Here is an 18,647-nt window from a genome sequence, read left to right as displayed (position 1 = left end):
GGCGTCGAGGACGAACCGGGCGAACGCATCGTCCTTACGCATGCGAATGGCTATGGCCCAATCACGTCGATTTCGCGTATTCGGGTATCTTGATCTGGTTGCGGTCGCATCGGCGAGAATAGGGCTCGGCTTGACCGTCGAAACGCCGGGCGCGCATGACTGCCGCCAGGGAGTCGATGTGGGACGACGAGGCGCGCATCGGCAAGGGAGCCCGTCGCGCGCGTGCAGGCGTTCGGCCGGGAACAACCGCTCACAACGCAGTCGCGTCCTCAGCCGGCCAAGGCCGTGCAGCGCGTCGCGGAATCGAGATAACACAGGACATCATGGAATTCGCGGCTATCGCACAACGCCATGTAGCCGCGATCATCGCGATCGCGCTTTTCGGCGGTCCGGCGCTCGTGGCCGGCGCGTGGACTCTGGCCGCGCGCGGACGGCGCGCTTCTGCCGCGGCTGTCGCGGTCGCGGCGGGCATCGTCAGCGCAACGGGCGCGGCGGTGTTCATCGCCATCGCGGCACGAATCGCGCGGGGCACCGCGTTTTCATCGGCGGATCAGCGCATGGTCGACGCCCTGCGCGACGGTACTCCCGCACTCGCCGCGCGATGTTTCGCCGCGCTCACGCATCTCGGCGATCCGTGGTTCCTGACGTTGCTGTCCGCGTTCATGTGCGCGTGGCTGCTGCTCACGCGTCGCTTCGCTCTCGCTGTCTATTTCGCCGCGGTCACGAGCGCGGGCGGCCTGCTCAATCAGGCGCTCAAAGCGATGATGCGCCGCGACCGTCCCACCGGCGCGGGCGTGCCGCTGCCCGAAAGCTTCGCGTTTCCGAGCGGGCATACGTTCGGCTCGATCGTCTGCTATGGAATGTGCGCCTACGTGTTGCTGCGCCTTGCGCCGACGCGCCGCGATCCGCTCATAGTTGCGCTTGCCTGCTTCATCGTGCTCGCGATCGGTGTGAGCCGCGTGGTGATCGGAGTGCACTTTCCCGGCGATGTGATCGGCGGTTTCGCGTCGGGCGGCGCGTGGCTGGCGGCGTGCATCGGCGCCGCGGAGTTCGTGCGGCGACGTGCCCGCGCGCTTTCGGATCATTTCGAATGACTTTGCGAGCTGAAACGATGCGCAAATCGAAAGCAAGTGGCGCAGCCATCCTGGTTTTGGCGCGGATCGGGTCTGAAAGTATGTTCGGCCTTCAGCAAAGATCCTGCTCGGGAGGAGTACGTGAGCCGAGTGAAGATCTACTTGACGCGCGCGAAGTCGAAGCCGATCTCGGCCCGCCGGACGGCAACTGGCGACCGTGGCGTGACATTCGCTGTACACCGAATACCCGTTCCCGCTGCGAGACCGTGTCTGACGCGGTCGTGGGCAGCGCCGGAGCACCGTCCGGCGCCGAAAAAATGCGCATGGGCTTCGAACGCCCCCTCACACCTTGCCTTCCTCGACAAAGCGGTCCGTTTCGGCGAGTACATTTACCGCGTCCCGATGATGATGGATAGCGTAGGCGGAGTAGAGCACGTCGAGCACCGCGATCTGGCCAATCTTGGCGGTGGTGGACTCGGGCGCTTCGGGGCGGTCAATTGCATCGGCCTGCTCCGCGGTGATGAGCGAAATGTCCGCGTAACGGGTGATCGGCGACGATGGGAAAGACGTGATGCAGACCGTATGAGCCCCCCGTTGCCGCGCGATCTGAAGCGCGCGCACCGTGGTCTTCGTGCGTCCGGAATTACTGATGCCGAATACGACGCATTTGTCGTCCAAATTCACAGATGCGAACTGCTGGATGCTCTGATCGCGGTAGAAGATGCACTTCTTGCCGACTCGAAAGAATCGCACCACGCCGTTTTCTGCGGCAAGCGCTGAGGTGCCGGTCGCAAAGAAGACCACGTATTCGCATTCACTCAATGCTTGCACGACGCGCGCGACGACCTCCGGCTGCAGCTTCGCCATGGTTTGGTCGAGCGTCTCGCGCAGCGCGCCGTGCACCTTGCGCAGGATGATATCTAGCGAATCCCCAGGCTTGATGTGATCGTATATTTCACGCGTCTCGCTAGCGGGTAGTTCCTGCCGGCGGCGTGACAGTTCTTCGGCCAGCGATATCTTCATGTGCTGGAAACTGTCGAAGCAGAACTCTTTCACAAAGCGGGTTACCGTGGCTTCCGACACTTCACACTTCTCGGCCATTTCGCGGATCGTCATCGACTTCGCCTGGGCAGGCGCGCGCACGATATGCAGACCGATCCGCCGCAGCGCCGGGTTCAGTTCCGGCAGGCGCCCGCGTATGAGCGCGATGGTTCCGTTGGCGGAGTTCATGGATCGAGTTTGTACTGGTAGTTAAGGCCGGATTCAAAGGAAGACCGTTGACACCGCAGGCACTGCCGCGACCACTGCCAGCCCGACAATCAGTGCCGCGAGATAGCCCCAGATTCGGCGCATTGCGAGCGAGGGCTCGACGCGGCCGATCGCGCATGCCATGTAGTATCCCACTCCGAAAGGCGGCGCGAACAGGCCGACTCCCATAGCCAGCACGACGACCATCGAGTACTGTACCTCGTTGATACCGAGCGTGCGCGCAACGGGAAACAGCAGTGGACCGAACAGGACTATTGCGGGGATGCCTTCCAGTACACTGCCCAACACGACGAATGCGGCGACTGACACCACCATGAAAGTCGCAGCACCGCCAGGGAGATGCGACATGGCGTCGGCAAGGTCATGCGAGAAGCCAGACTGTGTTAGCGCCCAGGCCATGCCCGTCGCCGTGCCGATGATAAGCAGAATCGAACCTGAGAGTGCGGCGGTGTCGACGAGCATTGCTTTAAGTCTTCGCCATTCGAACTGTCGATAGATCAGCAGCCCGACCACCACCGCATATATCACGCCGATTGTCGACACCTCGGTCGCCGTCGCCACGCCTTCTACTACTGCCGTGCGAATGACGACGGGCAGTAGCAGTGCGGGCAGCGCGATCACGAGACTGCGGCCAATTACATTCCAGGCAGGGCGCGCCGCTTGTTCCTTCGTCTCGCTGCGGCTGCGAAACCATACTACGACGCATAACGCGAGCCCCAAAATCACTGCCGGCAGCAAGCCGCCGGTGAACAGCGCCGTGATCGAGACGCCTGTTACGGAGCCGATAGTAATCAGCACAATACCCGGCGGGACGGTTTCCGTCTGCGCCCCCGTCGCTGCGAGCAATGCGGTCAGATCACCGGGATCCGAACCGCGCTTGTGCATTTCAGGAAACAGCACCGGTGCTACCGCGGCCATGTCCGCAGCTTTCGAACCTGAAATGCCAGACAGCAGGTACATCGCGCCGATCAGCACGTACGAAAGGCCACCGCGCACGTGCCCGAGCAGATTGGCGAGGAATGCCACCATTGCACGCGCGATGCCGGTCATTTCCATCAAGTGACCCACAAATACGAAGAGCGGCACAGCCAACAACATGACATGCGACATACCCTCATCCATCCGACTGACGACTACCGTAAGCGGCATCGATGTTGTCAGCGCGAGATAGCTGAAGGTAGCGAGACCAAACGCGAACGCAATGGGAACCCCTGCCAGCACCGTCACCGTTACGATGCCCACGAAGAAAATCACCAGGTTGTAATTGCCCAGTTGGCCAAGCAAGGGACGAGCGATAGCCAGGACTGCGCCAATAGCCACGACCATCATCACGGCGGCCAGCGTCGCGCGCCAGTTGGCGACGCGCCTAAGCTTTAGAACTGCCGACAACGTCATCAGCGCGGCACCTGCGGGCATTGCTGCGGCTCGCCACATGGACGAGAGTTCAAGCACCGGCGTCGCGACATCAGCCTCGTGATACGCATAGCCCAACGCGGGCGCGAGAATCAGCAGCAGGAAGCCGAGGGACGCCGCTATCGCGAGAACATCGAAAAAAGCGCGGGTTGTGGCGCTGACCCGATCGACCAGTGCTGTCATTCGCATGTGGTGGCCACGCCAGAACGCAATGACAGATCCGAGCATGGCGAGCCATAAGAACAGAAGCGACGCCAGTTCGTCCGACCAGTCGAGCGGACGGTGCAGCGCGTAGCGCGAGACAACACCACTAAACAACAGCACGACCTCCGCTAGTACGAGCAATGCGGCCGCCGCTTCTATTGCCCAGACGAGCGCGCTCTCGATCCTCGCCGCGAGGTTGTCTGCGGGCGCCCGAAAGGGCGCGGTTTGCGTCATGTGGGACTTCATCATCGGTCTCCTGGCCTTCACTTAGGTACCTGAATTCGCAAGCGGCTCGCCTCAGCCAAGCTTACCCACGGCTTGCTCCAGCAACGCCCAGTAGTCGTTGCCGTACTTCTCACGCGTATCGGCGTAGAAACGTGTCTTCCCAAGTGCGGTGCGGAAGGCGGCCGGATCGACCGTCGAGAATTGCAGCCCCCTCTTCGAGAGGTCCGCTTGAAGACTTTTGCTCAGCGCGACAATGTCGGCTCGCTGGTCCTGAACGGAGCGAGCGAACTCGGTCTGGACGATCTTTTGCAAGTCGGGCGGCAGACGGTTCCACGCGTCTTTGTTGGCGAGCGTCCAGAAGCCGTCCCAGATGTGGTTGGTCAGGCTGCAGAACTTCTGGACTTCGTAGAACTTTCCGGAGTTGATCAGCGCCAGAGGATTTTCCTGGCCGTCCACTACGTGCGTTTGCAAGGCGCTGTAAAGCTCGTTGTAGTTGAGCGGCGTTGGACCCGCGCCAAGCGCACTGAAGAGCGACGTGTAGGCGGGATTAGGCGGCACACGAAGCTTCAGGCCGGCGAGATCCGCCGGCGAACGCACCGGACGCAAGGACGAAGTGACTTGCCGGAAACCGTTGTCCCATAGTCCGCCGATCGCGACTATCCGTCCGGTGCGGTTGACATCGTCGCGAATCTTGGCGCCGAGCGCGCCGTCCATGGCCTTCCACACCTGTTCGTAGTTGGTGAATGCGAAGCCGGTGCTGGCGATTCCAGACGACTTCACATAGTTGCCGAGATTGCCGTGGCCGAGCGTCATGAACTCGACCGCACCACTGCGAGTCTGCGAAAGCGTGTCCGCATCGGAACCGAGCTGGTTGGCGGGGAAAAGCTTGATGTCGACTCGTCCACTCGTGGCGGCCCGGATTCGCTCGAGTGCTTCGCCTGCGCGCTTGTTGAGCGGGTGCCCCGCATCGAGCGCCGTCGCGAATTTGTAGTTGAACTCGGCCGCTCGGACGCCGCGCGGCAGAATGGCAGCAAAGCCCGCCGTGATGCCCGCCGCTACGCTCGCTTTGAGCACCATACGGCGGTTCGAGCCGCGCGGGTTTTTCATGTGCTGGTCCATCGTTGTCTCCTGGGCGCGCTGACGACGCCTGTCTGTTTTTTGTGGCTGCGCGCGTGCCCGCGCTAGCCGTGAAGGCTGCTAACGTATTCCGCGAACGCTTCCGGTGGCGTGGCGACCACCGGCTCGAATGTCCGGTGCGCGATAAACTCCGGCCGGGTCGGCTTGCGAATGGCATTCGTGACCGCGCTATACGTGACATATACGATGCGGCGGGGCAACGGCGTCATGTTGCCCGCGGAGCCGTGCACGGCATTGCCGTGAAACATCAGGACGCTGCCCGCGCCACCCGTCGCCACTGCGATATCGCTACCGGAGCGAATCACGTTCTCCACGTCTTTCAAGTCCATCCAGCGGCGGTTGTTTTCCTTCGGAGTGGTCGGAATCATGCCGCGTTGATGACTGCCAGGCACGAACATGAGCGCTCCATTGGTCGGGTACACGTCGTCGAGAAAGATCGCGATATTCATCGCGCGCGCCTCGGGCATGCCGTCGTCCTCGTGCCACGTGACGAAGTCCTGATGCCACGGAAACGTATCGCCATCGAACGCGACCTTCGGATTTACCTTGAACTGGTGGATGTACAGCGACTCGCCAAGCAATTGTTCGACGGGCTGCACGAGGCGAGCGTCGCTGGAAAGAGTGCGGAAAATATCGCTGTACTTGTGGCAGCCGAACGCCGTGCGCGGCGCGCCGTTCTTCTCGCGCCAGATTTCGGGGCGCTGCACCTGGGTGATATCAGCGGCTTCCCGACGCAGCACGTCCACTTCATCGGTTGAAAAGATGCCTGGTAAAACCAGAAAGCCGGCTTCGTTGTATTGACTGATCTGGTCCTGGCTGAGCTTCATTGCTGTGTCTCCTGTTGGCGGGTGCGCGCACCCGGTTTTATTGGCTGGAATAGCTTGGCCGGCCCTTCGGTCATCGCCAATGCCGGCCCTCGCGGGCTAGCACGAAATGATCGTCGTCGCCGTTCTGGCCGGCTTTCAGCAGCACCTGTGCGCCATTAAGCGCTGGGTCCGCGGCGTGGATGCGCATGAAAGCGTCCTGGGAAGTCGGGTTGATTGCATCCACGCTGAGCGCGTCGATGCCGAGCCGACGCATCGTCTGGCTCGAGGTATCCCCGCCGGCCACGACGAAACGCGGCAAACGCCGCCTCGCCGACACCCGCCGCAGCACCGCACCATACAGTGCACCGATGAGCGCCGACGACTCGGCGCCCAATTGCTCGCACACTTCGGTTCCCCTCGCGATGCTCGTGTCGTCGAGACCGGCAGCTGTACAAATCACCACGCTTTGCTTACGCTCCAATGCGTTACAAATCTCGAGCGCCAGCGAATCGGCGAGCTCATTTTCTCCACGTACCGCGATCTCTGCGAGCGCGAGACGCCGCACCAGCCATCCTTGCGATCTGGCATAGGCAATCTGCGCCGCAGTGTGCGGGGTGCAGCTACCCGACAGCACTACGATGCTGTCCACCGGACGTTGCGGCGCGCCAGCATCGGATTGCGGACGTTGCTCGCTTAAGTGCGCGGCGAGCCCCGCCGCGAGGCCATGCGAAGCAATCGCGAAAAGAGGGCGTCGTGCCGATGCATACCAGACGGCATGCGCTATCTTCCGCAGGTCGGCAGCCTCGATCGCGTCGAACAGGGTGGCCGCCTTTGCGGTGGTCGCATTCGCATCGAGCTGGTCGATCAACGCGACGATCCGGTCCACCGGAGCGCGACGCAGTTCCGTAAAATCGCATATGCCGATCGGCAACGAGGTCTGCCGCGCAAGATGGACTCGCAGATCGGCCTCGTGCATCGGCGTGGCGGGATGAGCGGCCATGCTCGGATGCCGGTCGAGGCGAAAGACTTCGCCACGATAAGTTGCAAAGTGATGGCCGAATGCGGTATATCGGCCGAAGTCCGGATGCGCTGCAACGATCGGCACGTTCTGGACACCGAGGCATTGGCGCGCCAGTTCCAGCACCGTGCCGAAGCTCCCCTGCTCAGGCGACGAATCGAAGGTCGCGCAGATCTTGTACTGGATGACTCGCGCACCGGCCGCCTCGAACAGCTTCAAGGCCGGCTCGATTTCGGCCGCCATCGCGTGCGGCGGCAACGATCGCGCAATACCCGCCACGCCTGCGACGTCCAAGTCAGCGGTGACTTCCTTGAATCGTTCGAAATTCGGAGTCTCGACGAATAGAATGCCCCGTAGACCTCTGCGATGAAATTCAAGCAGATTGGCCGCCGCTCCGGTGAAATCGTCGCCGTAAAACGCGATCGGAGCACAGCGTGGTCGGTGCCGAATGGACGCGCCGTGCATGGCGCTCACGCTGCAAAAGAGCCAAGCGCACGGGCGAGCGCGGGCCGTGCGCGCGCATAGTCCTCGAGCGGGACACCCTCGATCGCCGCCGCCCAGGCGTCCTTGATGCTCTCCACGCCCGATGCGATACCGTCAGGATGACCAAGGATGCCACCGCCGCATGCATAGATCAGATCCGTCGAGTTCGCCACACGATAGGTGTCGAGTGCCTGCCAGACTGTTTGCTTCGACGAGAAAACCGGCATGACGGGCCACGCGGGGCCGCCATCGGCGAACACCGACGCGGCGCAAGCCTGCGCGGAGCGCACCACCGATTCGTTTGGCTCATAAAACTTGTTGTCGAGGCCATTCACGTGGATGTGGTCAGCACCGGCGATACGGAACAGCTTGTGCCATGCGCGAAAGTCGACGCCAAAGCCCGGCGCCCGGCTCATCGTGCCGAAACCGTTGCGATGCCCGTGAATCGGAAGTTGCGCATACCGTCGCAAGTGAGCCAATGCCGACACGCCGATCCAGTTGAGGCTGACCATCACGCAGTTTCCGCCGGCCGCCAGGACCTTGTCGTGACGCCGCAGCATGTCATCGATTTCGCCGGTGATGTTGAACGCGTACATCACCTTGCGCCCCGTGCGTTCAGTGTAGCGACGCAGCACGGCAAGCACGGCGTCGACGCGCTGATCGAACGGACAGTGCGGCGGATCCGCCATGAGTTCGTCATCTTTGATGAAATCGATCCCGCCATCGGCGAGCCGCTCCACAAGGCAGGCTGTTTCGTCGGGCGTCAGTCCGACGCTCGGTTTCACGATGGTGCCGACGATGGGCATGTGCTCGATCTGCGTGAGCCGTCGCGTACCTTCCACACCGAATTGGGGACCCCTGTACGTATCGGCGAGCACCGAGGGCAGCTCGACGTCGATGAGCCGCAGTGCATTGACCGACTGCACATCGAAGATGTTGCCCGCAAACGTGGCGAGCATGTTCGGCAGTGATGCGCCGGTGTTCTCCAGCGGCCACGAAAGCTTGACCTCGCAGCGGCGCACCGACGCGGCCGGCGGATGGGCAATAGGACCCGCCGACGGCGTTTCAACGTCGACGATTTGATCGACGCGTGCGCCGTGCATTTCGGCAATCGACGCACGTTCGCCGGGAATCGCAACAAAGGTGGCCGTCGACGACTCGCCAGCCATTTCAGCGGCGGCATCTTGCGGATCGAGTGAGGTTTCGACCAAATATCGGGCAGCGAATCGATGTGACACAGCAGTCTCCAGCGGTTTTTAGGAAGTGTGGCTATATGAAATATTATTTTTCACGTTGCGTCAAAGGAAATTTAATTTGATGTAGTCGTTTTCGGGTATGTCCTGAGTCGGCGGTAGCTCTGGCAAGCGAGCGATCATGCAGCGTTAGGAAAAGTAGGTGTCGGGCAACGCACTGGCTAACGCCACCCCGATCGCGGCGATGGCGTATCCGCCAACCAACGTGAGCGCGTCACTCCTGCTCGTCCCCTTGCACTACGAACGCCATGCCGTGTGGACTCAGCAGGCTTCAAGCCGTCGTTGTGTCGCGCGACTTGGTACCTCTTCAGGAGGTTGCCGCCCAGCGAGGAAGCCCGGTCGCGCACTCGCGGACAGGGTGTCGCCAATATGAGCAGTGCCATGTCTCGTAGCGCGGCGTGACATCTTCGGCGTCCGGGGTCGTAGCCACGACCACCCCGCGTGTGCGGGGTTATACGACGGATGAAATCGACAAGCCCGGTAGCCATTTATTTGGTGTTTTCCGGGCCCTTGCGAGTTGGACGCCATCATTAAGAGCGGGAATTTTTGGGGCCGGCCTGTTTCCAACGCGAAAACAATCGCTGATAAGTTCGCTCTGCCTGTTCAGCGACCGCGCGTTCCTGGTCCCGTACGCTCTTTAGGTTATAAGCGGCGGCTGAACCCTTGCGCCCCCCGCGCTGTGAAGACAGTCCGGCCTGAAGCTCGAGCGAGCGGAGCTTGTGGGCGGTGAGCGCAGGACGGTCCCACGCAAACGCCGCATCACGTGTGAGCACGTACCAGACCGTGATCGCAATCTTACTCGCGGTAGCGACAGCGGCAATCTGCTGTCCGCGTCGATCCTTTATGCGCAGGAAGAAGGCGCGCAACGGCCCGGCCGATTGCGCCGCCGCCCACGCCGCTTCGACTAGCATGGCGCGCGCATAAGAGCGACCGCGCTTGCTGATATGCCCGTGCCTAGCCGGCTGCGATCCGGACTGGTAGACACAGGGATTGAGACCAAAATAGCTGACAAGTTTCCCTGGCGTACGGAATCGCCCGATATCCCCAATGGCAGACAGCAGGCCGATAGCCACCGTCGTGTTTATACCGGCGATCGTAAGCATCTTGCGTAGTCGCCCATCCTCCATGACCGATTGTGCCAGCACGCGCTCGATTTCGCGGAGGTCCTCACCAAGCCGATCGAGTTCGCGTAGCCGTTGCTCGGCGCCCATCCGCTCGTCGGTGGGCAGAAGCTGATTACTCAGCCACCCCCGCCCTTTCTTGCCGAACAGGTCCGTTGCCGGGCACCTTTCGATCAAGTGTGCGGCGAGTACCGCATGGACTTCATTCTTCAGGCGCGTCCGCTGGCGCACGATCTGCGCGCGGCGCGAGACCTGCCGACGCATGGCCTGCGTTGCTTCATCTGGAATCCATACTTCCGGCAGGAAGCCGCTGGCATACAATTGGGCCAAGATGGCTGCATCGATCTTGTCCGTCTTGACTCGCGCTTCGGCGATCAGCCGTACTTGCAGGGGATTGGCGACAATCACTCGCCCGACATGCGCCTGCAGTACGCTGACAATAGCGGCAGTGTTACCGGTGGCCTCCAGCACTACATGATCATCCGGCCGGAGTTGAGAGGCAAATTGCTTAAGCTCGTCGCGTCTTAATCCAACGCGACCGCCGGATTTCAGTATTCCATTCTCGAGATACGCGACCTCGGCCACCGATCTCGATACATCCAGACCAATGATTCGCATAACTGTCTCCCATGAAACGTTACCTTGGGAGCCGGTGGGACAGCACGACAACTACGGATTCGCGCTCGCAGCGTAACCGGGCGGGTCGCAGGGGCGGCCAACTACTAACACGAGCTCACGGCTCATCGTACGATCAACGGCCTGCCCACCCGAAGTGCTCCCCGGTGCCCCTGTCCCGGATGGTCGCACCATACGCCAAAATCGCGGCAGGGATGGATGAGGCACCAAGCCCTATCATGCCGGCTACAAACGCCATCGAGAGCATGCACATGCAGTTGCGCAAGATCGTCGAGAATCGCGGCCACTTCCCGAGCGACGAAGCTGCCAGCAAACTGCTGTATCTGGCCTTGCGCAACATCGAGAAGGACTGGAAGATGCCGCCTATAACCTGGCGGCAAGCAGGGACTCCATCGGGATCCCAAGCTTCCCCGGCAGATTGGCCTTATGGTGCGCCGTCTCGAATGCGTTCCACAGGGTATCGGCGTCACTGACCAGTCGATATCCCGCATCAAACGCCTGCGGAACGTAGAAGCGTGTAAAACTCCATTGGCTGCCTTCGGGATAGGCAGTCTGATCGTAGCCATTCAGGCATGTCGCCACGTCCTGTGCATTGCGAATGCCATAAAAAGCCAACTCCTCGACCATCAGACGCGCGACGATCTGCGTCTTGCCCGCGGCCTGCATTGCAGTTCGTCTAACGCGTCGGGTGAACGCACCGCCGATGCTGTCCGTCACCCGTAACTCTGCTCATGAAAGTCCCCGTGCCCGAACCCCAGATCTCAACAGACAAACAGGCCCTCAGCTTCGACATCGATTGGCGCGGAGAAAGCGTCACGTGCGTCGTGACGCGCGGGTGCTTGGAAGTCTTTTTTTCTGGCTCCCGCACGACGCGGACGATAGCCGACTGATGAGCGTGTTCAGGGACGGTTTCGCGCGGATCGAAGCGGTCGCGCGGCGCAAGCTGCGGGCGCGGTCAACGCGCCCGGTCCGCCTGACGCAGGCTGATTTTTCGAGTGGTTGACGGTCTAGCGCCTTATTTTGCTGAGAGATACTGAAACGCCCACCCTCGCCGTAGCGCGAAGGTGCATTAAAAGATTGACGATTAGTTGCATGCGACGGAAGGTGAGACGGCGCCAGACCGACCATGCCCGATGCCACACCGCAGGTATCAGAGCGGGAACGGACATTCCGTGCTGTCACCTAAGGACACCGGCCAAAGCCGACAGTAAGCGATGGCGTCCATGAGCCGGTAGGAACACCAGGTGTCTCCGCACGTTGAATAAGCAAAAAAGCGCGCGATGGCTTACGGCAACGTCGGCGGTATAAAATTTCGATTGGCGACAGGCACGGCCGCAAGCGCTGCCAGTTCACGCGACGCTTCGTCGTAGAAGATTGCCTCGAAGCGTTTCGTCATTGCTTCTTTGAGTGCGGACTTTGGCACCACGAATGGCCACGTCGAAGTCTTTATCCGTGGCAACGTGACGATGATCGACGCTCACCAACCAGCTACCATTGGCAAGACACCAGCGAATGCGGCGCTCCTCGACAAGGTTCGCAAACCATCGCCAGATGTCCGCATCTTCGGCGTTCGCCGCAATGGCTGCGCTTCGCCGGACCTCTTGTGAAAGACCCAATGGTTTCTCCGCCAGTGAACGCGAGCAGCCAGTCATCAAAGGCCTCATAGGCTCCCGACGAGTTCGGGCACGAGGGTGAACAGGTCACCGACGAGGCTGTAATCCGCGACGCCGAAAATCGGCGCTTCTTCATCCTTGTTGATCGCGACGATCACTTTCGAGTCCTTCATGCCGGCGAGGTGCTGAATCGCACCCGATATGCCGACCGCGATATACAACTGGGGCGCGACGATCTTGCCCGTCTGCCCGACCTGATAGTCGTTCGGCATGTAGCCCGCATCGACAGCTGCACGCGATGCGCCCAGCGCTGCACCGAGCTTGTCTGCCAATGGCTCCAGCACCTTCGTGTAGTTCTCGCCGCTGCCCAGACCGCGGCCGCCCGACACGATAATCTTTGCCGACGTCAGCTCCGGACGATCGAGCTTCGTCACTTCGCGGCTCACGAACTGCGAGATGCCTGCGTCGGCTGCGGCTTCGATCTTCTCGAGCGAGGCGCTGCCGCCTTCCGCGGCGACCGGATCGAAGCCCGTTGCGCGCACCGTGATGACCTTGACGAGGTCAGCCGATTGCACAATCGCGATCGCGTTGCCCGCGTAGATCGGGCGCTCGAACGTATCAGCACTAACGACTGCCGTGATGTCGCTGATCTGTGCGACGTCGAGCTTCGCGGCGATACGCGGCACGATGTTCTTGCCGTAGGCGGTAGCCGGAGCCAGGATGTGCGAATAATCCTTTGCGATATTCAGCACGGTCGCTTCGATGTTTTCCGCGAGACCGACTTCGAGGTGCGCCGCATCGGCCAGAAATACTTTGCTGACGCCCGCGATGTTCGCTGCCGCGTCGGCCGCGCCTCGCGCGTTGTGACCCGCAACAAGCACGTGAATGTCACCGCCGAGCTTCGTCGCGGCGGCAATGGTAGTCAGCGTCGCTGCCTTGATCGACGCGTTATCGTGTTCTGCTATTACCAGGCTAACAAGATTCGTCATTTGCCCTTTCTCCGCGTTCTATCTAAAGCACCTTCGCTTCGTTCTTCAGCTTCTCGACCAGCGTCTTCACGTCCGGCACTGTCACGCCGGCGGAGCGCTTGGACGGCTCGGCGACTTTCAGCGTCTTGAGACGCGGAGTGACATCCACGCCGAGGTCTTCGGGCCTGATCGTTTCCAGCGGTTTTTTCTTCGCCTTCATGATGTTCGGCAACGTCACGTAGCGCGGCTCGTTCAGACGCAGATCTGTTGTCACCACGGCGGGAAGCGTCAGCGAGAGCGTTTCAGCTCCGCCGTCCACTTCGCGCGACACGGTGGCCTTCCCGTCAGCCACAACCACCTTCGACGCGAACGTCGCTTGCGGAAGGTTAGTTAAAGCGGCAAGCATCTGCCCGGTCTGGTTCGAGTCGTCGTCGATGGCCTGCTTGCCCAGCAATACCAACGAAGGCTTTTCCTTGTCGACCAGCGCCTTCAGCAGTTTGGCAACGGCCAGAGGCTGCAGGTCTTCGGATGACTCGATCAACACAGCACGATCCGCGCCGATCGCCAGCGCCGTACGCAGCGTCTCCTGCGCCTGAGTGACACCGCAAGAAACCGCCACCACCTCGCTAACCACGCCGGCTTCCTTCAACCGCACCGCTTCCTCGACCGCGATTTCATCGAACGGATTCATCGACATCTTCACGTTGGTAGTGTCGACCCCCGTGCCGTCCGACTTGACCCGGACCTTCACGTTGTAGTCGACCACTCGCTTTACACCTACCAGCACTTTCATACCGTCTCCTTCGAATATGTCGAAGCCGTGCGCGTCGTCATCGGCGAACGGATCAGGTCAGCCGCGCGCTCGGCCAGCATCAGCACCGTCGCATTGGTGTTGGTCGAGGTTATCGACGGCATCACCGAGCCGTCGACGATGCGCAGGCCGGTCGTTCCGCGCACCCGCATTTCAGAATCGACGACGCTCATTTCGTCCTCTCCCATCCGGCACGTGCCAACCGCGTGATACACGGTCGAGCCATTGTCACGCACGTATTGCAATAACGCCTCGTCGGTGTCCGCGTGACGGCCCGGTACGGTTTCGTCGACGATATAGCGGGCGATCTCGGGCTGCGCGAAGATCCGGCGGCCGATCTTGAGTCCTTCCACCATCGTGTTGCGGTCCAGTTCGCAGCTGAGGTAGGACGGTGCGATCGTCGGCTCTGCCGTGATGTCGCTGCTGGTGATATGGACGTGCCCGCGGCTTTCCGGGCGCATCTGCCAGACGCCGCAGGAGACACCGGGCTCAGACTCCAGTACGCCAATCCGTCCCTCGACGAAGCTGCCTGGCGCAATCACGAACTGCACGTCAGGCCGGGTCGCGAGCGGCGTCTGTGCAAAGCCGCCGACGATCGCCGCGCTATACGTCAGTACGCCGGTGCCCGACACGACGTAGCGCATCATCTCGCGCGCGAGCGCGAGTCCGTGCGAGCGCTCGTTCGCGGTACCTGCACCCCGTACTCGATAGCCGAGCCGAACTACATAGTGATCTTGCAGATTGTTGCCGACGCCCGGCAATGCGATGCGAGTTCGAATGCCCGCATTGTCGAGCACGTCCTTATCGCCGATGCCACTCATTTCGAGCAGCTTGGGCGTGCCGATCACGCCGGCGCTCAAAATCACTTCGCGGGTCGCGCGAAACTGCATGGAAGCGCCTGCGGTCGTCGCATTGATGCCGCTCACGTGCGTCCCGTTCATTTCGAGCCCGGACACCTGGACGCCGGTCACCACCGTGAGATTCGGCCGCGCCGTTGCGGGCCGCAGATAACCGCGCGCAGCGCTGGACCGGCGACGTCCGTCGCGCGTTTGCTGGTAGTACCAGATCGACGGACCGCGCGTGTCGCTGTTTGGATCGTCTACAAACTCAAGACCGGCCGTTTGGGCGGCTTGCACGACCGCACCGCAAATCTCCGGCGGATTCTTCACCCGGCTGACCTGAATCGGACCCTGCGTGCCGCGTTTCGGACTGTTGCCCTCGGTCCACGTTTCGGAGCGGCGGTAGAACGGCAGACAGTTGCCGAAGGTCCAGCCCTTGGCGCCTGACTGTTCCCAGCTATCGATATCCTCCGCGAACGGGCGCACATAAAGCAGGCCGTTGATCGCACTGGACCCGCCGAGTCCGCGTCCGCGCGGAAACAGGATCGCACGGCCGCTGGTCTCGGCGTCGGCCCGCGTGCGATAGCGCCATGTCACGGTTGGATGATCGAGCAGTCGCACGAAACCGGCCGGTACGTGGATGAACGGGTGACGATCGCGCTCGCCGGCTTCGACAAGAATCACTTTGACGTTCGGATCTTCGGTCAGGCGGTTTGCGAGCACGCAACCCGCCGTTCCCGCGCCGACGATCACGTAGTCCGTTGTGTACGATTTCATGACTTCGCTCCGGCGACGGCCGCTTCACGACCTTCGAGTGCCGCGATCTCATCCTCGGCGAAACCGAACTCGACAAGCACTTCAGCCGTGTGTTGTCCGAGCGTAGGAGGCGCACGGCGGTAAGCTACCGGGCTGCCGTGAAAATTCACCGGACTCGCGATGTTCGTCACCCTGCCCGCAACCGGATGTTCGATCTCAACGACCGCGTGGTTATGCGCGATCTGCGGGTCTTCCGTCAACGCGGTGTGATAGTCCTGCACGATCGCGCATGGCACGTCCGCCGCACTTAGATGCGCCACCCAGTACTCTGCGGTATGCAGCAGAAACTGCTGTTCGAGGATCACGTCGAGCGCGTGCCGATTCGCTGTCCGCGCGGTGTTGCCGATGAAGCGTTCATCGCTCAGCAAGTCTTCGCGGCCCAACGCCCGGCAAAGGTTCTGCCAGAATTTTTCGGTGAAGCAGGCCGCGAAGAAATAGCGGCCATCGGAGCCCTGATAGTTGCGATACGGCACCATTGTCGGATGGCCGCTGCCGAGGCGCTCCGGCGCTTTGCCGCTTCTCAGCGTCTCGCCGTCGCGCGGGATGGTGCTGAAAAGCGCAGCCGACAGCAACGACGTATCGATGCGCTGCCCTTCGCCGTGCCGTTCGCGATGCAACAACGCCGCCGAAATCCCGAACGCGATCAGCGCAGCCGCGCCGAAGTCGGGCAACGGTGCCCCGAGCCGAACCGGATTGCCGCCGGCTTCGCCCGTCATGTCCATGAGACCCGCCACGGCCTGCACGATCGGATCGTTCGCGGGCCATGCGGCGTAAGGACCGCTTTGTCCGAACGCCGACACGCTTGCATAGACGATCATCGGATTGCGCGCTTTCACGGCCTCGTAGCCGATGCCGAGCCGATCCACCGTGCCCGGTCGGAAGTTTTCGACGACGACATCCGCCTGCTCCGCCATGCGCAGGAATGCATCGCGTCCTTTCGGCGACTTCAGGTCCAGGCGGATGCTGCGCTTGTTACGGTTCTGCGACAGGAACTGGACGCTTTCCCCTGCGACGAATTGATTACCGAGATTGCGCGAGAGGTCACCGGCCTTCGGTTCCTCGACCTTGATCACGTCCGCGCCGAGATCGGCGAGCAGCACCGTACCGACCGGACCCGCGGTCATGACGGTGAGATCGAGAACGCGGTAGCCCGACAACGGGCCGACTGGCTTCTTATCCATGATTTGCCACCTGGGAATGCGATGCGTCCGTGAGTTCGGCACGCGGGTAATCGAGCACGTCGAAGGCGAGACGGAACGGGTCGGCCTCACCGCGCGTGATGGTCAATGCGTGACTGAAATGCGCGTCGTCGCGCTCAGGACAGTCGGTGCGATAGTGGCTGCTGCGCGATTCGCGCCGCTCGATACACGCCTGCACGATGACGTCGGCAGTCGTCGCCATGTTGTCGATCGTCAACGCGTCGATTACTTGCGGCGGCGTGGCCCCGCCCCCTGAGGCGAACGCCGCGCGCGCCTCGCGAGCGGCAGCCAACGCGATGTTCAGGCCGCTTTCCGTCTTCTCGACGAGGCAATGCGCCTGCATCGCTGCGCGCAGATCGGAGGCGATACGTTGAGCGTCGAACGACGCATTCGGTTTGAGCGCCGTTTCGAGGCGCCGTGCAAGCGGCGCCACATCGGACGTGCCCGGCGCCGCGCTGCCGCGTGCGAATGCGGCCGCACCCGCGCCTGCGCGATGGCCGAAAACCTGCCCTTCCGCAAGCGAGTTGCCGCCCGGACGATCTGGACCGCGCACGCCGCCCGCGAGTTCGCCGATCACGAAGAGCCCCTGGATGGTCGACATCGCGTCGGTGCTGGTCATTCGGACACCGCCATTCAGGCATTGAAAAGCAATCCCGACCTCGAGCAGGTCACGCTTCGGATCGAGTCCCTTGGCGCGCATCCAGCGCATGGTGTTCGGAATGGTGGCCGCCAACCGTTCCTCGGCGATGTCGGCGAAAGAGAAATGCACCGCGCCGCGTTCCGTGCCCCTGCCCTGCGCGATTTCCGTTGCGATCGCGATATCGATATAGCGCGACTCGTTCGAGATCGTGAACGGGAACACTTTCTCGTCCATCGCAGCCTCGGGGGTCACGCCCGTCGGTAGATAGTCCGGGAGGAATTCGTGACCGTCGCGATTGAGCATCTTCGGATGCAGGATGAAGCACGACTTGCTGAAAAGTTGCACGTAAGGGTGCACCATCGCCGGCCCGAACTGGTGGAACTCCATGTTCACGAGTTCTGCGCCGTGGCGGAAGCAGATCGCCTGGCCGTCACCGGTCATCTCCGCGGTCGACACCTGCTGCGAGAACAGACCGTGCGCGCCGCCCGTGCCAAGCACGACGGCCCGCGCTGAGACCACCAGCAGCCGCCGCGAATCGAGGTCCATCGCAACCACGCCGCTCACGCGCCCTGTCGAATCGCGCAGGAGGTCGATCAGCGCCGCCGGCTGACGGATCTCGACACCGAGCTTTCTGGCTTCGTCCGCGAGCGCGCTCACGAAGGCCTTGCCGGTTTTGCCCTTCACGCCGAGCGCGCGCGCATAGCTGCCGAAGTCGCTGCGGATGAGCTTATAGCCGTCGTCGACGCGGTCGAATGGCACGCCGAGTTCGATCAGGTCAGCGATGCGCTTCGGTGCGTCCTCTGTCAGCACGCGCACCAGGTCACGGTCGATGAAGCCGGCTGCCGGACGCATCGTGTCTTCGTAGTGCACCGTTGCGCTGTCGTCGGGACTGCCGTAGCCGGATGCCCCCATGCTCATGATTTCGCTAGCGCCGTGCACCGTGCTGCCACCCTGTCCGACCGGCGCCTTGGCCAGCATGAGGACCTTCGCACCCGCCTGTGCCGCGGAAACGGCAGCACGCGACGCCGCGCCGCCACCGCCGACCACGACTACATCGGCTTGCGCGTGGTCGACGCCAAAGCCGAATTTCTCCAACGTCCGAACTGCCGTCACGTCTGTCTCC

General features: G+C 62.0%; 14 protein-coding genes and 2 pseudogenes. 2 read left to right on the top strand and 14 right to left on the bottom strand.

Annotated elements, in window-relative coordinates; translation table 11 throughout:
- The first annotated feature begins 323 nt into the window (after positions 1-323).
- Positions 324-1,094: a phosphatase PAP2 family protein gene (locus LY284_RS33460; protein ID WP_233391227.1), complete on the top strand. Its 771-nt coding sequence runs from the start codon at positions 324-326 to the stop codon at positions 1,092-1,094.
- A gap of 321 nt (positions 1,095-1,415) precedes the next feature.
- Here the strand turns inward: LY284_RS33460 and LY284_RS33455 are convergent, their stop codons facing one another.
- The 7 genes from LY284_RS33455 to LY284_RS33425 all read right to left on the bottom strand — a co-directional run bounded on the left by LY284_RS33455 (position 1,416) and on the right by LY284_RS33425 (position 10,605).
- The gene (locus LY284_RS33455; protein ID WP_233391224.1) at positions 1,416-2,303 is read right to left on the bottom strand and encodes a MurR/RpiR family transcriptional regulator; all 888 of its coding nucleotides are present in this window, start codon (positions 2,301-2,303) and stop codon (positions 1,416-1,418) included.
- Between the two features lie 33 nt (positions 2,304-2,336).
- Positions 2,337-4,208, bottom strand: coding sequence for a TRAP transporter large permease subunit (locus LY284_RS33450; RefSeq protein ID WP_375294321.1), 1,872 nt, complete (start codon positions 4,206-4,208; stop codon positions 2,337-2,339).
- Positions 4,209-4,256: 48 nt separating this feature from the next.
- Positions 4,257-5,303: a TRAP transporter substrate-binding protein gene (locus LY284_RS33445; RefSeq protein WP_233391222.1), complete on the bottom strand. Its 1,047-nt coding sequence runs from the start codon at positions 5,301-5,303 to the stop codon at positions 4,257-4,259.
- Between the two features lie 62 nt (positions 5,304-5,365).
- Entirely contained in the window at positions 5,366-6,148 is a 783-nt protein-coding gene (locus LY284_RS33440; protein ID WP_233391218.1) for a phytanoyl-CoA dioxygenase family protein, read from the bottom strand.
- A 70-nt stretch (positions 6,149-6,218) separates the two neighbouring features.
- The gene (locus LY284_RS33435; protein WP_233392060.1) at positions 6,219-7,610 is read right to left on the bottom strand and encodes a four-carbon acid sugar kinase family protein; all 1,392 of its coding nucleotides are present in this window, start codon (positions 7,608-7,610) and stop codon (positions 6,219-6,221) included.
- Between the two features lie 5 nt (positions 7,611-7,615).
- Positions 7,616-8,866, bottom strand: a complete 1,251-nt coding sequence (locus tag LY284_RS33430; protein ID WP_233391213.1) for a ribulose-bisphosphate carboxylase large subunit family protein — start codon at positions 8,864-8,866, stop codon at positions 7,616-7,618.
- 545 nt (positions 8,867-9,411) lie between these two features.
- Entirely contained in the window at positions 9,412-10,605 is a 1,194-nt protein-coding gene (locus LY284_RS33425) for an IS110 family transposase (protein WP_375294341.1), read from the bottom strand.
- A 248-nt stretch (positions 10,606-10,853) separates the two neighbouring features.
- On the opposite strand from LY284_RS33425, the pseudogene LY284_RS33420 reads away from it, so the two are divergent.
- Positions 10,854-11,111: pseudogene (locus tag LY284_RS33420) on the top strand (transposase); the annotation flags it as partial.
- Here the strand turns inward: LY284_RS33420 and LY284_RS33415 are convergent.
- The 7 genes and pseudogenes from LY284_RS33415 to LY284_RS33380 form a co-directional block, all read right to left on the bottom strand.
- Positions 11,011-11,316: pseudogene (locus LY284_RS33415) on the bottom strand (hypothetical protein); the annotation flags it as partial. The pseudogenes LY284_RS33420 and LY284_RS33415 overlap by 101 nt on opposite strands.
- A 671-nt stretch (positions 11,317-11,987) precedes the next feature.
- Entirely contained in the window at positions 11,988-12,290 is a 303-nt protein-coding gene (locus LY284_RS33405) for a hypothetical protein (protein WP_233391206.1), read from the bottom strand.
- An 8-nt stretch (positions 12,291-12,298) separates the two neighbouring features.
- Positions 12,299-13,240 carry an electron transfer flavoprotein subunit alpha/FixB family protein gene (locus LY284_RS33400; RefSeq protein ID WP_233391204.1) on the bottom strand — a complete coding sequence of 314 codons (942 nt, stop codon included), beginning with the start codon at positions 13,238-13,240 and terminating at the stop codon, positions 12,299-12,301.
- A gap of 22 nt (positions 13,241-13,262) precedes the next feature.
- On the bottom strand, positions 13,263-14,012 hold the full coding sequence (locus tag LY284_RS33395) for an electron transfer flavoprotein subunit beta/FixA family protein (RefSeq protein ID WP_233391201.1): 750 nt from the start codon (positions 14,010-14,012) through the stop codon (positions 13,263-13,265).
- Positions 14,009-15,646, bottom strand: a complete 1,638-nt coding sequence (locus LY284_RS33390) for a GMC family oxidoreductase (protein ID WP_233391199.1) — start codon at positions 15,644-15,646, stop codon at positions 14,009-14,011. The genes LY284_RS33395 and LY284_RS33390 overlap by 4 nt, the downstream gene beginning before the upstream one ends.
- On the bottom strand, positions 15,643-16,866 hold the full coding sequence (locus LY284_RS33385; protein WP_233391197.1) for a CaiB/BaiF CoA-transferase family protein: 1,224 nt from the start codon (positions 16,864-16,866) through the stop codon (positions 15,643-15,645). The genes LY284_RS33390 and LY284_RS33385 overlap by 4 nt, the downstream gene beginning before the upstream one ends.
- The gene (locus LY284_RS33380; RefSeq protein WP_233391191.1) at positions 16,859-18,637 is read right to left on the bottom strand and encodes an FAD-dependent oxidoreductase; all 1,779 of its coding nucleotides are present in this window, start codon (positions 18,635-18,637) and stop codon (positions 16,859-16,861) included. The genes LY284_RS33385 and LY284_RS33380 overlap by 8 nt, the downstream gene beginning before the upstream one ends.
- Positions 18,638-18,647: the final 10 nt, after the last annotated feature.

Source organism: Caballeronia sp. PC1, from assembly GCF_021353155.1.
GTDB lineage: Bacteria > Pseudomonadota > Gammaproteobacteria > Burkholderiales > Burkholderiaceae > Caballeronia > Caballeronia cordobensis.
The sequence above is the reverse complement of the archived record's forward strand: the minus strand, read 5'-3'. Positions and strand labels throughout refer to the sequence as shown.